The 14,910-nt window shown below is 56.4% G+C and carries 14 protein-coding genes and 1 riboswitch; of the genes, 10 read left to right on the forward strand and 4 right to left on the reverse strand.

All coding sequences use genetic code 11. The features are described from left to right. Positions 1-31 precede the first annotated feature (31 nt). Positions 32-1,942, reverse strand: a complete 1,911-nt coding sequence (locus SP99_RS13590; RefSeq protein ID WP_047958934.1) for a DNA repair helicase YoaA — start codon at positions 1,940-1,942, stop codon at positions 32-34. Positions 1,943-2,075: 133 nt separating this feature from the next. Between SP99_RS13590 and SP99_RS13595 the strand changes: the two genes are divergently transcribed. Beyond that, positions 2,076-2,420 carry a RidA family protein gene (locus tag SP99_RS13595; protein WP_008500498.1) on the forward strand — a complete coding sequence of 115 codons (345 nt, stop codon included), beginning with the start codon at positions 2,076-2,078 and terminating at the stop codon, positions 2,418-2,420. 5 nt (positions 2,421-2,425) lie between these two features. On the opposite strand, the gene SP99_RS13600 is transcribed toward SP99_RS13595, so the two are convergent. Next, on the reverse strand, positions 2,426-2,608 hold the full coding sequence (locus SP99_RS13600; protein WP_025756884.1) for a YoaH family protein: 183 nt from the start codon (positions 2,606-2,608) through the stop codon (positions 2,426-2,428). A gap of 61 nt (positions 2,609-2,669) precedes the next feature. Here SP99_RS13600 and pabB point away from each other — a divergent pair, with 61 nt between their 5' ends. The 4 genes from pabB to SP99_RS13620 all read left to right on the forward strand — a co-directional run bounded on the left by pabB (position 2,670) and on the right by SP99_RS13620 (position 7,859). Then, entirely contained in the window at positions 2,670-3,995 is a 1,326-nt protein-coding gene (gene pabB, locus SP99_RS13605; RefSeq protein WP_047958935.1) for an aminodeoxychorismate synthase component 1, read from the forward strand. 6 nt (positions 3,996-4,001) lie between these two features. After that, on the forward strand, positions 4,002-4,580 hold the full coding sequence (locus SP99_RS13610; protein WP_025756886.1) for a CoA pyrophosphatase: 579 nt from the start codon (positions 4,002-4,004) through the stop codon (positions 4,578-4,580). A 185-nt stretch (positions 4,581-4,765) separates the two neighbouring features. Next, positions 4,766-6,130 (forward strand): L-serine ammonia-lyase, encoded by a 1,365-nt coding sequence (sdaA, locus tag SP99_RS13615; RefSeq protein WP_025756887.1) that lies wholly within the window; start codon positions 4,766-4,768, stop codon positions 6,128-6,130. 130 nt (positions 6,131-6,260) lie between these two features. Continuing rightward, the gene (locus SP99_RS13620) at positions 6,261-7,859 is read left to right on the forward strand and encodes an EAL domain-containing protein (RefSeq protein ID WP_047958936.1); all 1,599 of its coding nucleotides are present in this window, start codon (positions 6,261-6,263) and stop codon (positions 7,857-7,859) included. Between the two features lie 6 nt (positions 7,860-7,865). On the opposite strand, the gene yoaE is transcribed toward SP99_RS13620, so the two are convergent. Beyond that, positions 7,866-9,425, reverse strand: a complete 1,560-nt coding sequence (yoaE, locus tag SP99_RS13625; RefSeq protein ID WP_047958937.1) for a CNNM family cation transport protein YoaE — start codon at positions 9,423-9,425, stop codon at positions 7,866-7,868. Between the two features lie 460 nt (positions 9,426-9,885). On the opposite strand from yoaE, the gene manX reads away from it, so the two are divergent. The 5 genes from manX to mntP all read left to right on the forward strand — a co-directional run bounded on the left by manX (position 9,886) and on the right by mntP (position 14,041). Next, positions 9,886-10,851: a PTS mannose transporter subunit IIAB gene (gene manX, locus SP99_RS13630; RefSeq protein ID WP_025756890.1), complete on the forward strand. Its 966-nt coding sequence runs from the start codon at positions 9,886-9,888 to the stop codon at positions 10,849-10,851. Positions 10,852-10,898: 47 nt separating this feature from the next. After that, complete coding sequence (gene manY / locus SP99_RS13635; protein WP_003859914.1) at positions 10,899-11,699, forward strand: PTS mannose transporter subunit IIC; 801 nt, start codon at positions 10,899-10,901, stop codon at positions 11,697-11,699. 12 nt (positions 11,700-11,711) lie between these two features. Continuing rightward, positions 11,712-12,563 carry a PTS mannose transporter subunit IID gene (locus tag SP99_RS13640; RefSeq protein ID WP_047958938.1) on the forward strand — a complete coding sequence of 284 codons (852 nt, stop codon included), beginning with the start codon at positions 11,712-11,714 and terminating at the stop codon, positions 12,561-12,563. Between the two features lie 55 nt (positions 12,564-12,618). Then, the gene (locus tag SP99_RS13645; protein WP_047958939.1) at positions 12,619-13,077 is read left to right on the forward strand and encodes a DUF986 family protein; all 459 of its coding nucleotides are present in this window, start codon (positions 12,619-12,621) and stop codon (positions 13,075-13,077) included. 197 nt (positions 13,078-13,274) lie between these two features. Next, positions 13,275-13,464: riboswitch (yybP-ykoY riboswitch) on the forward strand. A gap of 10 nt (positions 13,465-13,474) precedes the next feature. Further along, positions 13,475-14,041, forward strand: a complete 567-nt coding sequence (gene mntP / locus SP99_RS13650) for a manganese efflux pump MntP (protein WP_025756892.1) — start codon at positions 13,475-13,477, stop codon at positions 14,039-14,041. On the opposite strand, the gene rlmA is transcribed toward mntP, so the two are convergent. After that, positions 14,038-14,853, reverse strand: coding sequence for a 23S rRNA (guanine(745)-N(1))-methyltransferase (gene rlmA, locus SP99_RS13655; protein WP_047958940.1), 816 nt, complete (start codon positions 14,851-14,853; stop codon positions 14,038-14,040). The genes mntP and rlmA overlap by 4 nt on opposite strands. Positions 14,854-14,910 lie beyond the last annotated feature (57 nt).

Raw genomic sequence — 14,910 nt, forward strand, 5'->3', positions numbered from 1 at the left:
TGGCGCGCATCTTAGCACACTCCGGGGTAAATTACTCCGCCGTTGGGTTTGCCAGGAAACGCACCGCGCGTTTTATGTCCCGCGTCCGTGGTGCGGGCGGCAGGCTGGCGAGGAAGGTTGCGCCGTACGGGCGCATCACCAGTCGGTTATCACAGATGACCAGCACGCCGCGATCGGTGACGTCGCGGATCAATCGCCCTACCCCTTGCTTAAGGGTGATCACCGCGTCCGGCAGCTGTACCTCGTCAAACGGATCGCCGCCGCGCAGGCGGCAGTCTTCCATCCGCGCCTTCAGCAACGGGTCGTCCGGGGAGGTAAACGGCAGCTTATCGATGATCACAAGCGACAGGGTGTCTCCGCGTACATCCACCCCTTCCCAGAAACTGCTGGTGGCCACCAGCAGAGCATTACCGGCGCTGACGAACTGCTGCAGCAATTGCCCTTTGCTGGTTTCTCCCTGCAGCAGTACCGGCAGGGTCATGGTGGCACGGAACTGCTCAGCGAGGTCGCGCATCATGGCGTGAGAGGTGCAAAGCATAAAGCAGCGGCCGTTGTTGGCCTCGATCATCGGTTTTAGCATTGCCGCCAGGTGTCGCGCCGCACCCGGCTGGTTTGGCAGCGGAAGATTACGCGGCACGCAAAGCAGCGCCTGTTTTTCGTAATCAAACGGGCTGGGTAGCAGCAGCGACTCCGCCTGTTCAATGCCAAGCCGTTCCGTGAAGTGATGCAGATCGTCATTCACCGACAGGGTTGCCGACGTGAAGATCCAGCTGCCAGGCTTTTGCGCCATCACCTCTTTAAATTTATCCGCCACCGTCAGCGGCGTGAGCGCCAGCGTGAAATGGCGCGAGGTACATTCATACCAGTAGCTGAACCCCGGCTGGTTAATCTCTTTTAGCCGTTTGAGCCGCCCGCGATAGAGCGTGGCGCGCTCGAATGCGGCATCCAGCAGCGCGGAACGGCCAAGCGACAGTTTCGCGACGTCGTAGCAGAGCTCCAGGGCGTCATCGAGCAGCAGCAGCGCGCGCTGGATATTTTTATCTGCCAGCAGCTCGCGCAGGTTCCCGCGATAGCCCGGCTCGCCGAGCTGTAACCGGAAGTCCTGCGCGCTTTGGGCCAGGCGATCGGCACACTTCTGCAACTGCTGGGTATCTTTTAATTCGGTGCGGTAAGCGATGGTGAAATCTTTCGCCAGATCCAGCAGCTGGCGGCTGGAGAGCGACTGGCCAAAATACTGGCTGGCGATATCCGGGAGCTGGTGGGCTTCATCAAAGATCATGACCTCCGCCTCCGGGATCAGCTCACCAAAGCCGCTGTCCTTGACCACCATATCCGCAAGGAACAGGTGATGGTTGACCACCACCACATCGGCATCCATCGCCGTTTTGCGCGCTTTCACCACAAAGCAGTCTTTGTACAGCGGGCAGTCGCTGCCGAGGCAGTTGTCGTTGGTACTGGTCACCAGCGGCCAGGCCGGCGAGTCTTCCGGCACGCTCGCGCAGGTGCTGATATCCCCCTCTTCCGTCTGGTTGGCCCAGGCGCGAAGGATAATGACGTCGCTCAGGGTCTGCACCGGCAAATCGCCGCCCGCCAGCGCCTGTTGCTCAAGACGCTCGAGGCAGAGATAGTTAGAGCGCCCCTTCAGCAGCGCCAGCCGGCCTTTGTATTTCAGCGCTTTTGCCACCGTCGGCAAATCCCGGCTGTAGAGCTGATCCTGCAGCGCTTTCGAGCCGGTCGAGATGATCACCTTTTTTTTCGCCCGCAGCGCCGGGGCAAGGTAGGCGTAAGTTTTCCCCGTGCCGGTTCCAGCCTCCACCACCAGCGGCTGCGCCTTATCAATGGCCCGCGCCACGGCGTGTGCCATCTGCCGCTGAGGTTCACGCGGTTTGAAGCCGGGAATGGCTTGTGCTAACTGACCTTCAGGGGAAAAATCGTCTGCCACGGTGCTCTCTCACTGTATTTTTGCACAGGGATTATGTCAGCCCATCCTCTCAAGTGCCACCCCAAATAGTGACGACGACGGAACAATATGGCAGTCTTGCGGCCTGATGACGAAAAATAACGAGGAAACGTTTATGACAATTGTGCGCATTGATGCCGAAGCCCGCTGGTCTGATGTAGTCATTCATAACCAGACGCTCTACTACACCGGCGTACCGGCGAATCTGGACGCGGATGCGTTCGAGCAAACGGCGAACACCCTGGCGCAGATCGATGCGGTGCTTGAAAAGCAAGGTAGCGATAAATCGCGCATTCTGGATGCGACGATTTTTCTGGCAAACAAAGACGATTTCGCGGCCATGAACAAAGCCTGGGATGCCTGGGTGGTGGCGGGTCACGCGCCTGTACGTTGTACCGTACAGGCCACGCTGATGAAGCCGGAATACAAGGTAGAGATTAAGATTATCGCGGCAGTGTAGGCCGGTTACTCTTCCTCTTCATCCTCGAAACGCGCCACGATCCGCTCGCCGGTATGGGTGGCGCGAAGTTCTTCCGCCACCTGGGAAATGGCCTGCCCGCTGCTCATCCCCTGGGACATCAGTTCCTGAATTCGCTCAACCGCTTTCTGCTGTTGCTCGTGGCTCAGAGAAGGTAAACCTGCAAACATCGTCAACTCCTGCTAAATTATTCGCGCTAATTATTTCACGCTGCCCGGTAGTATGCCACACATGAACATGCGCTTGCCCACTGTTATTACCCTGCCCTGGCGTACTGACGCCGCTGAGTTCTGGTTTGCCCGTCTGAGCCATCTTCCTTTTGCGATGTTGCTGCATTCCGGCCATGCGGATCATCCCTATAGCCGCTTTGATATCCTGGTCGCCGATCCGCTAAAGACGCTGACGACCCATGACCTGCCGTCCACGGACGATCCGCTGCTGCGGCTTCAGGAGGCTATCGATGCGCTGGGCCTGGCTACTATGCCGAATCCCGATCTCCCCTTCCAGGGCGGTGCGCTGGGCCTGTTTGGCTACGATCTGGGCCGTCGCTTTGAAACGCTGCCCTCGGTGGCGAAAGCGGATATTCCGCTGCCGGATATGGCCGTAGGGCTTTATGACTGGGCGCTGATTGTCGACCACCATAAGCAGGTGGTCTCTTTGCTCAGCCATTCGGATGTCGACGCGCGCCTGGCCTGGCTGGAAGCGCAGCAGCCTGCCGCCGCGCCGGATTTCCGCCTGACCTCTGACTGGCGTTCAAACATGACACCCGAGGCATATGCAGAAAAATTCGCCCGCGTGCAGGCGTATCTGCAAAGCGGCGACTGCTATCAGGTAAATCTCGCCCAGCGTTTCCAGACAACCTATGAGGGCGATGAATGGCAGGCTTTTACCCGCCTTAACGCCACTAACCGGGCACCGTTCAGCGCCTTTATCCGTCTCGAACAGGGGGCCATTGTCAGCCTGTCGCCTGAGCGCTTTATCCATCTTGCGGAGGGCAACATTCAGACGCGGCCGATTAAGGGCACATTGCCACGCCTTGCCGATCCCGATGCTGACCGCCAGCAGGCGGAAAAACTGGCCGCCTCACCGAAGGACCGCGCTGAAAACCTGATGATTGTCGATCTGATGCGCAACGATATTGGCCGGGTGGCCGTGCCGGGCAGCGTGCGGGTGCCGGAACTGTTCGTCGTCGAGCCTTTCCCGGCGGTCCATCATCTGGTCAGCACCATTACCGCGCGGCTGCCGGCCGCGCGGACGGCCTGCGATCTTCTGCGCGCCGCCTTCCCGGGCGGCTCGATAACCGGCGCACCGAAAGTGCGGGCGATGGAGATTATCGATGAGCTGGAGCCCCACCGCCGCAACGCCTGGTGCGGGAGTATTGGCTACATCAGCCTGTGCGGCACCCTGGATACCAGCATTACCATCCGCACGCTGACTGCCTGTAACGGAAACCTTTACTGTTCGGCTGGCGGCGGCATCGTGGCCGACAGCCAGGTCGATGCGGAATATCAGGAAACCTTTGATAAAGTTAACCGTATTCTGAAACAACTGGAGTAACCACGGGTGGAAAAAGAGAACCTGACGCTGGATGCCTTTTTATCGCGCTTTCAGCTACTACGGCCCCAGGTCAACCGCGAAGCGCTGAATCAGCGCCAGGCGGCGGTGCTGATCCCGGTCGTGCGGCGTGCACAGCCGGGCCTGCTGCTCACCCAGCGCTCTGCCCATCTGCGCAAACACGCCGGTCAGGTTGCTTTTCCTGGCGGCGCCGTCGACAGTTCCGATGCCTCGCTGATTGCCGCCGCGCTGCGGGAAGCGCAGGAAGAGGTGGCGATTCCGCCGGAGGCGGTAGAGGTCATTGGCGTGCTGCCGCCTGTCGACAGCGTCACTGGCTTTCAGGTCACGCCGGTGGTGGGCATTATCCCGCCGGACCTGCAGTATCATGCCAGCGTGGATGAAGTCTCCGCCGTGTTTGAGATGCCGCTGGAAGAAGCCCTTCGGTTGAGCCGTTATCACCCGCTGGATATCCACCGCCGGGGTCATGACCATCGGGTGTGGTTGTCCTGGTATCAGCATTATTTTGTCTGGGGCATGACGGCGGGCATTATTCGTGAACTGGCGTTGCAAATCGGCCTGAAGCCTTGACTATACTTTACATTCCACCTTCTTTTTCCTGGTTTGCGATCTGCGTCGCGCTATTAGCAAAACCCATCGTCAACCATTAGTTTAATTCATGTGAATAGTTAAGCCGAGGTCGGTGTTCCCTCTTACACTATGCGCAGTTATAACATCGTTACTGGAACCCCGGTAACCCTGTCAGGAGTGTGAAAGTGATTAGTATATTCGACATGTTCAAAGTGGGAATTGGCCCTTCGTCTTCCCATACTGTTGGCCCGATGAAGGCCGGTAAACAGTTCGTCGATGATCTGGTCGAAAAAGGATTACTGGAAAGCGTTACCCGTGTCGCCGTGGATGTTTACGGCTCACTGTCATTGACGGGTAAAGGCCACCACACCGATATCGCCATTATTATGGGTCTGGCAGGCAATATGCCGGATACCGTGGATATTGATGCCATCCCGGCATTCATCCGCGACGTGGAAACGCGTGGCCGTCTGCTGCTGGCAAACGGCCAGCAGGAAGTTGACTTCCCGCAGGATGACGGCATGCGTTTTCGCAGCGACAACCTGCCGCTGCATGAAAACGGCATGACCATTCACGCATTTAGCGGTGAAAAAGAGATTTACAGCAAAACGTACTACTCCATCGGCGGTGGTTTCATCGTGGATGAAGAGCATTTTGGCAAAGACAGCGTCGGCGACGTCAGCGTTCCGTATCCTTTCAAATCCGCAACCGAGATGCTCGGTTACTGCAAACAGACCGGTCTGTCGCTGTCCGGCATGGTGATGCAGAACGAACTGGCGTTGCACAGCAAAAAAGAGATTGAAGACTATTTTGCGAACGTATGGCAAACCATGCGCGCCTGTATCGATCGCGGGATGAACACCGAAGGCGTGCTGCCGGGTCCACTGCGCGTACCACGTCGTGCCTCTGCCCTGCGCCGTATGCTGGTGACCACCGACAAGTTCTCCAACGACCCGATGAACGTGGTCGACTGGGTGAATATGTTTGCCCTGGCGGTTAATGAAGAGAACGCCGCCGGTGGCCGCGTCGTGACGGCGCCGACCAACGGCGCGTGCGGAATTGTTCCGGCCGTGCTGGCCTATTACGACCACTTTATTGAACCCGTGACGCCAGACATCTATATCCGTTATTTCCTGGCGGCAGGTGCCATCGGTGCCCTGTACAAGATGAACGCGTCTATCTCTGGCGCTGAAGTCGGCTGTCAGGGTGAAGTGGGTGTCGCCTGTTCTATGGCGGCGGCGGGTCTTGCAGAGCTGCTGGGTGCAAGCCCTGAGCAGGTCTGCGTGGCGGCAGAAATCGGTATGGAACACAACCTCGGTCTGACCTGTGACCCGGTCGCGGGCCAGGTGCAGGTGCCGTGTATCGAGCGTAACGCGATTGCGTCGGTGAAGGCCATCAACGCCTCACGTATGGCGATGCGCCGTACCAGCGAACCTCGCGTATCGCTGGATAAGGTGATTGAAACTATGTACGAAACGGGCAAAGACATGAACGCGAAATACCGCGAGACGTCCCGTGGTGGCCTGGCCATTAAGGTGCAGTGCGACTAATACTGCCTTTCGCCCATCTGCAACGGATGGGCGAAATTTCCTCTTCATTCTCGTCTCCTCCCGCTTTCCCCACTACACTTTCACAGTTGCGTCCGGCTTTTGTGGCTGGTGGCTTATCAGGCGTTCGTTCATGCAAACTGCGCAGACGATCATTAAACACTATCGCCGAAAACGCGTTATCGTCTGCGTGACGATTGCGCTCCTGACGCTCATCCTGACGTTGGGCGTTCGCTTTATTTCACAGCGCAATGTTAACCAACAGCAGATCCTCGCCTTTACCAGCCATACCGTTCGCGCCCTTGATAACGTGCTGCTCGCTTTAGATAAGCGCCGCAACGTGCTGCAGCCGCTGGTGGGTCAGCCTTGTCAGCAGGCGCACCTGGCCCTGAGAAAGCAGGCCGCCATTTTGCAGACAGTACGCTCTATCGCCCTGGTTAAAGACGGTATCCTCTACTGCTCGAGTATTTTCGGCAGCCGCAATGTGCCCGTGCGTGATTTCCTGAGGGAACTCCCCGCCAGCGCGGCGAAGCTCATTTTATCGACTGACCAGTGGCTGCTTAAGGGCAGCCCGATACTGATCCAGTGGTTTCCTGTCTCTCAGGACGGGGAAGATGGCATCATGGAGATCATCAATATCGACCTGATCACTAAAATGATCCTCGAGCCCCAGCGCCCGCTTATCAATGACGTGGCGCTGACCGTGGGCGATCGTTTTTTGCGTTACGGCCAGCGCGTCACCGACAGCCTGTCATTTGATGAGGAGGGCTCGATTGTCCAGCAGTCCTCATCCCGACATCCTTTCACCATCACGATCAGCGGGCCGGGTCCCGGAGAACTGGCCCTGAAAAGTCTCCCCGCCCAGCTGCCGCTGGGGCTCATACTTAGCCTGCTGTTGGGCTATCTCGCCTGGCTGGCCACGGCAAACCGGATGAGCTTCACGTGGGAGATCGATATGGGGATTGCCTCGCGGGAATTTGAACTTTTCTGCCAGCCGCTGATGGATGCCCGTACCCAGAAGTGCACCGGCGTTGAGATCCTGCTGCGCTGGAACAATCCCCGTCAGGGGTGGATCTCCCCGGAAGTGTTTATTCCGCTGGCAGAAGAACATAACCAGATTGTCCCCCTGACCCGTTATGTGATCGCCGAAACCGTACGCCAGATAGGTTACTTCCCGGCAAGCGCGGGTTTTCACATCGGCATTAACGTCGCCGCCAGCCATTTTCGTCGCGCGGTATTGCTGCAGGACCTGAACCGTCTGTGGTTCAGCGCCAACCCTCAACAGCAGCTGGTGATCGAATTAACGGAACGGGACGCGCTGCTGGATGCGGACTATCGCATCGTGCGCGAGCTGCATCGCAAAGGGGTGAAGCTCGCCATTGACGATTTTGGTACCGGAAACAGCTCCCTCTCCTGGCTTGAGAAGCTCCACCCGGACGTGCTGAAAATTGACCAGTCCTTTACCACCGCCATCGGTACTGATGCCGTGAATTCAACGGTGACGGATATCATTATTGCGCTGGGTCAGCGGCTGAATATCGAACTGGTTGCAGAAGGGGTTGAGACGGAGGAGCAGGCACGATATTTACGCCGCCATGGCGTTCCTGTCCTGCAGGGGTTTTTCTATGCGCGGCCGATGCCGCTACGGGACTTTCCGGACTGGCTGGCGGGAAGATCTCCCCCGCCAGCCCGCCATAACGGGCACATTGTGCCCTTAATGCCGCTGCGTTAAGCAGGCTTACTCATCTTCGTCGTGGGCAGATTGTTCTTTAACAATGCGGACCATATCAACGCGATAGTCGTTGGCTTCGACAATCGTGATGTGCAACGGCGGCAGCTCAATCACATCGCCGACACGCGGGATTTGCCCGTTAACGGCGATAACCAGACCGGCAACGGTCGCGATGTCTTCTTCATCGTTGACCACGTTTTCCAGCCCCAGCGTGTGCGAGAGCGCGTGCAGATCGGTGGTCCCTTTCACCAGCCAGCCATCGCAATCGGCGACGATCTCCGGGGTTTCGTCCTCGTCCGGGAATTCACCGGCTATGGCTTCCAGCACGTCCAGCGGCGTGACCAGCCCCTGCACCACCCCAAACTCGTTGGTGACGATAACAAAGCTGCCACGCGCGCGGCGAAGCACCCCGAGCAGGTTGATCGGGTCAAGCGTTTCCGGCACGACAATCGCCGGCGATGCCGCCGCAACGGCTTCGACATTGACGCCCTCTTCCAGGGCAACCAGCATCTCTTTCGCCCGTACGACGCCGATGATCTCGTCCAGCTCACCACGACACACCGGGAACAGGCTGTGCGGGGAAGAGAGGAGCTGCTGGCGAATTTCATCCACACTCAGGTTAGCATCGACCCAGCTGATCTCTCCGCGCGGAGTCATGATCCCGCGCAGAGACCGCGAGGCCAGGGAGAGCACGCCGTTAATCATGTAACGTTCCTGTTCCACAAACGCCCCTTCCGGGACCGGAACCGGGTTATGGTTTTCGGAATCAGACTGAACGTTCACCTGGCGACGGCCGCCCATCAGACGCAGAATGGCATCTGCGGTACGGGCGCGCAGCGGCTGACTGGACTGCTGCTTAATAAAGTTACGGCGCGCAATCTGGTTGAACAGCTCTATCAGGATCGAGAAGCCAATCGCGGCGTACAGGTAGCCTTTCGGAATATGGAAGCCAAAGCCTTCGGCCACCAGACTCAGACCAATCATCAGCAGGAAGCTAAGACACAGTACCACCACCGTCGGATGCTGGTTCACGAAACGCGTCAGCGGTTTCGAGGCCAGAAGCATGACCGCCATCGCAATGACCACCGCGGCCATCATCACCGGCAGATGATTCACCATGCCGACCGCCGTGATCACCGCATCCAGCGAGAACACTGCATCAAGCACCACGATCTGCAGCACTACCACCCAGAAGCTGGCGTAGCCTTTACCGTGCCCATCATCATGCTGGCGGTTTTCCAGCCGCTCATGGAGCTCTGTTGTCGCTTTAAAGAGCAGGAATATCCCCCCGATCAGCATGATCAAATCACGGCCGGAGAAGGTGTAATCCATGACGGAGAAGAGCGGTTTGGTCAGCGTGACCATCCAGGAGATGACGGACAGCAGGCCCAGTCGCATGACCAGCGCCAGCGAGAGTCCAATCAGACGCGCTTTATCACGCTGTTTTGGCGGCAGTTTGTCCGCGAGGATGGCGATAAACACCAGGTTATCGATGCCGAGAACAATCTCCAGCACCACCAGCGTGAGCAATCCCACCCAGATTGACGGGTCCATTAAGAATTCCATGTAAAGCTCCTGCTAAAGGAATGACGAAACGGTGCCCCACGCAATGTGGGCAAAACAGAGGCAGACAGCGTTGATACGTGGCGAGGATCGCCGATGAAAAAGGCGCGAGATGGCCTGAAAGATGACTGACGTCGGTGACGGTCCATATAGTGGGCTGTAGCCCTATACTCCTGAACAAGTAAACGGAGGCTAAACATATCAGAGACAATATGTTTTTAGCAAAGATTTACGTTCCTTTGCAAAAACGCGAAAAGACGAAATATGTGTTGAGTAATTTCTGATTTTCGAAACCTAAATTACGGATCTTCATCACATAAATTATTTTTTCACTATCTAAAATAATTCGCGGAAGTCTTAGTCTTTTAACTCTAACCCTTATCTGAATCGATTCGGTTCGCCAATACGATTCTCAGTACGTCTGCCCGGCAGGCGTATTAATGATAATAAAAGGAGGTAGCAAGTGACCATTGCTATTGTCATAGGCACACATGGTTGGGCTGCTGAGCAGCTACTCAAAACGGCAGAGATGCTGTTGGGCGAGCAGGAAAACGTCGGCTGGATCGATTTCGTTCCCGGTGAAAACGCCGAGACGCTGATTGAGAAGTACAATGCTCAACTCGAGAAGCTGGATACCAGCAAAGGGGTGCTGTTTCTCGTTGATACATGGGGCGGCAGCCCGTTCAACGCTGCCAGCCGCATTGTCGTCGATAAAGAGCATTATGAAGTTGTCGCCGGGGTCAATATCCCGATGCTGGTGGAAACCTTCATGGCACGCGACGACAATCCATCTTTCGATGAACTGGTGGCTCTGGCCGTTGAAACCGGCCGCGAAGGGGTGAAAGCCCTGAAAGCACAGCCGGTTGAAAAACCCGCCCCTGCGCCTGCTGCGGCACCGAAAGCGGCAGCGCCAGCAAAACCGATGGGACCGAACGATTACATGGTCATCGGCCTGGCGCGTATTGATGACCGTTTAATCCATGGCCAGGTGGCAACACGCTGGACCAAGGAGACCAACGTTCGTCGCATTATCGTGGTCAGTGACGAAGTGGCCGCCGACACCGTTCGTAAAACCCTTCTCACGCAGGTTGCTCCTCCTGGCGTTACCGCGCACGTCGTGGATGTCGCCAAGATGATTCGCGTTTACAACAACCCGAAATACGCGGGCGAACGCGTGATGCTCCTGTTCACTAACCCGACAGACGTTGAGCGCATTGTTGAAGGCGGCGTGAAAATCACTTCCGTGAACATTGGGGGGATGGCATTCCGTCAGGGCAAAACGCAGGTCAACAACGCCATTTCAGTCGATGCGAAAGATATCGAGGCATTTAACAAGCTGAATGCGCGCGGTATTGAACTGGAAGCCCGTAAGGTTTCCACGGACCCGAAACTGAAAATGATGGATTTGATCGGCAAAGTTGGGAAATAAGCCCGCGCCGGTTTTTCACATAATGCTTATGTAATAGGAGAAGTACAATGGAGATTACCACTCTTCAGATTGTGCTGGTGTTCATCGTCGCGTGTATTGCGGGTATGGAGTCCGTACTTGATGAATTTCAGTTCCACCGCCCTCTGGTGGCCTGTACGTTGATTGGTGCCGTTCTGGGTGACATGAAAACCGGTATCATCATCGGTGGTACCCTGGAAATGATCGCCCTGGGCTGGATGAACATCGGTGCGGCGGTTGCGCCTGATGCCGCACTGGCGTCCATTATTTCTACCGTTCTGGTTATTGCCGGTCATCAGAGTATCGGTGCCGGTATCGCCCTGGCGATCCCGCTGGCCGCAGCAGGCCAGGTACTGACCATTATAGTGCGTACTATCACCGTAGCCTTCCAGCACGCAGCGGATAAGGCGGCCGAAAACGGCAACCTCACGGCGCTCTCCTGGATCCACGTATCGTCCCTGTTCCTGCAGGCGATGCGTATCGCCATTCCGGCCGTGATCGTCGCGATTTCTGTGGGGACCAGCGAAGTTCAGGGCATGCTCAACGCCATCCCTGAAGTGGTCACCAGCGGTCTGAACATCGCGGGCGGTATGATCGTGGTTGTCGGTTATGCGATGGTCATCAACATGATGCGCGCAGGCTACCTGATGCCGTTCTTCTACCTCGGCTTCGTGACTGCGGCATTCACCAACTTCAACCTGGTTGCACTGGGTGTGATTGGTGCAGTGATGGCGATTCTCTACATCCAGCTCAGCCCGAAATATAACCGCGTCGCGGGTGCCCCAGCGCAGGCTGCTGGTAACAACGATCTCGATAACGAACTGGACTAACAGGTGAGCGAAATGGTTGATATGACAAAAACTACCACCGAGAAAAAACTCACTCCGGGTGATATTCGTGGCGTGTTCATCCGTTCTAACCTGTTTCAGGGTTCATGGAACTTCGAACGTATGCAGGCGCTCGGTTTCTGCTTCTCCATGGTGCCGGCGATCAAACGCCTGTACCCGGAAAATAACGAAGCCCGCCGTCAGGCGATTAAGCGTCACCTGGAATTTTTTAACACTCATCCCTATGTCGCGGCTCCCGTTCTGGGCGTAACGCTTGCGATGGAAGAGCAGCGTGCGAACGGCGCAGAGATTGACGATGGTGCCATCAACGGTATCAAAGTCGGTCTGATGGGTCCGCTGGCAGGCGTGGGTGACCCTATCTTCTGGGGTACCGTTCGTCCGGTCTTCGCGGCGCTGGGTGCCGGTATCGCGATGAGCGGCAGCCTGCTTGGCCCACTGCTATTCTTCATTCTGTTCAACGCCGTGCGTCTGCTGACCCGTTATTACGGCGTGGCCTACGGCTACCGTAAAGGGGTGGACATTGTTAAGGACATGGGCGGCGGCTTCCTGCAGAAACTGACTGAGGGGGCATCCATCCTCGGCCTGTTTGTCATGGGGGCGCTGGTCAACAAGTGGACGCACGTGAACATCCCGCTGGTGGTGTCGACCATCACGGGCCAGGATGGTCAAATCCGTGTGACCACCGTGCAGACCATCCTCGACCAGCTGATGCCTGGCCTGGTGCCGCTGCTGTTAACCTTCGCCTGTATGTGGCTGCTGCGTAAAAAAGTGAACCCGTTGTGGATTATCGTTGGCTTCTTCGTCATCGGTATCGCGGGCTACGCTGTCGGTCTGCTGGGTCTGTAATACAATGCGTTAACCGCCGGGGGCATGCCCCCGGCTTTTTTTATCTGGAGGATGAATGGCTGTCACGGACATCGTACTGGTTTTATTTATTGTTGCCCTTCTGGCTTACGCGATCTATGACGAGTTCATCATGCCCCGCCGCCACGGCGAGACGCTGCTCTCCCTTCCCCTTCTGCGACGCGGACGCGTGGATGCGTTTATCTTCGCGGGTCTGATCGTCATTCTGATTTACAATAACGTTACCAGCCATGGTGCAATATTAACCACATGGTTATTATGTGCGCTGGCATTAATGGCGATTTATCTGTTCTGGATCCGCACGCCAAAAATCATTTTTAAATCCCGTGGGTTTTTCTTCGCCAATGTCTGGATAGAATATAACCGTATTAAAGAGATGAATTTATCCGAAGACGGTGTGCTGGTGATGCAATTAGAACAGCGCCGCCTGCTTATTCGGGTGAAGAATATTGACGACCTGGAAAAGATATACCACTTACTTGTTAAAACTCAGTGAGTTAGATATATAGCATCGGCTATATTCTGTGTCTGATTCGCACACGAAATATAGCCTGAGCTATATCCCAACCGTTAATTTGATCGCTTTTTTTAACGTTATTTTCACGCTTAAAGACAAATGAAAATCGTTATCAATCATCAGTCTAAATAATGCTTCTTCATTGTTGTTTTATATTCTCAAAATATGTTAAGGTTGCGCCCGTCGTTGGGGAGTAGCCGATTTCCTGTGCGCAGGAAATGTGCGTGTCAACATACTCGTTGAAAAACGTGGCACGTACGGATCGCTATCAGCACATTTTCTGTGCAGTGCGATCAGGCGAGACCATAGATACATCAACTGCTGTTTACTGGGGGCAGTGATGTGTCATATGGATATCCCCGGTCTGGACGCTGTTATGAATATCTCCGCTACGATCCTTCTCGCTTTTGGCATGTCCATGGACGCGTTTGCTGCTTCCATCGGAAAAGGCGCCACGCTTCACAAACCTAAATTCTCAGAAGCCCTGCGTACCGGTCTCATTTTTGGCGCTATCGAAACGCTGACTCCGCTTATCGGCTGGGGCCTGGGCATGCTCGCAAGCCAGTTTATATTAGAGTGGAACCACTGGATTGCGTTTGTCCTGCTGGTATTTCTCGGCGGTCGAATGGTGATTGAAGGTTTTCGCGGTAGTGATGATGACGCCGAGGAGCCTCAGCACCGCCACGGATTCTGGCTGCTGGTCACGACGGCCATCGCCACCAGCCTGGATGCGATGGCCGTCGGCGTCGGTCTGGCATTCCTGCAGGTCAATATTATCGCCACCGCGCTGGCCATTGGCTGTGCCACGCTGATTATGTCCACGCTGGGCATGATGGTCGGACGGTTTATCGGCCCGCTGCTGGGTAAACGCGCCGAGATCCTGGGGGGGATTGTGTTAATTGGCATTGGCGCCCAGATCCTCTGGGCACACTTCGCTGGTTAATCTTCGCGCTGCCAGATGTGGATACTGAAATCCGTCTGGCAGCGGAATGTGGACTGCGCCGCTAGCGTTTCCCACACCTCCGGTTTTGCCCGCCACGCGAACGGCGTCATCTGCAACAGCGCGCTGGCCTCTTCTCCCTTCAGCGTCATCTCATACGCGACGGTTTGCGCCTGCTTCAGGGCAAAACCGGCCAGCTGTTCTGAATGGGGAGCATGCAGACGCACCTCATCGTAGATTAGCCCCTTCAGCTCTATCAGATGACGCGGTCCTGGCGTCACGGTAACCACCCATCCGCCAGGCTTCACTACGCGCGCCAGTTCCTCGGCCTTACAGGGCGCGTAAATGCGCACAACCGCGTCCATGCTGGCATCGTCAAACGGCAGCCGGTGGCTGGACGCCACACAGAACGTCACGTCAGCGTAACGCTTTGCCGCCGCGCGAATCGCCACTTTCGATACATCCAGACCGAAGGTCTGCGCGCCCTTCTCACGTGCAATCTCCGCAAACCGTGCGGTGTAGTACCCTTCCCCACAGCCGATATCGAGCAGGGCGGTTGCTGAGCCAGCGAGGATGTCATTCAGTGTATGTGCGACCGTCTCACGCAGCGGCAGATAATGCCCGGCATCAAGAAACGCACGGCGCGCCTGCATCATCTCTGCGCTGTCGCCTGGATCGCGGGAGCGCTTGTGCTGCACCGGCAGAAGATTTACGTAGCCTTCTTTCGCCATATCAAACTGATGCCCCTGCGGACAGGTATAACTTTTATCTGAACGCGTCAGGGCCGCGTGGCAAAGGGGACAACTGAAGGACATGGTGACTCCGGAGCATAATCAAAGGGCGAAGTGTACCGCTATTCGCCCTGGTTATAA

The organism is Enterobacter sp. BIDMC92 (genome assembly GCF_001030225.1).
Lineage (GTDB): Bacteria > Pseudomonadota > Gammaproteobacteria > Enterobacterales > Enterobacteriaceae > Enterobacter > Enterobacter sichuanensis.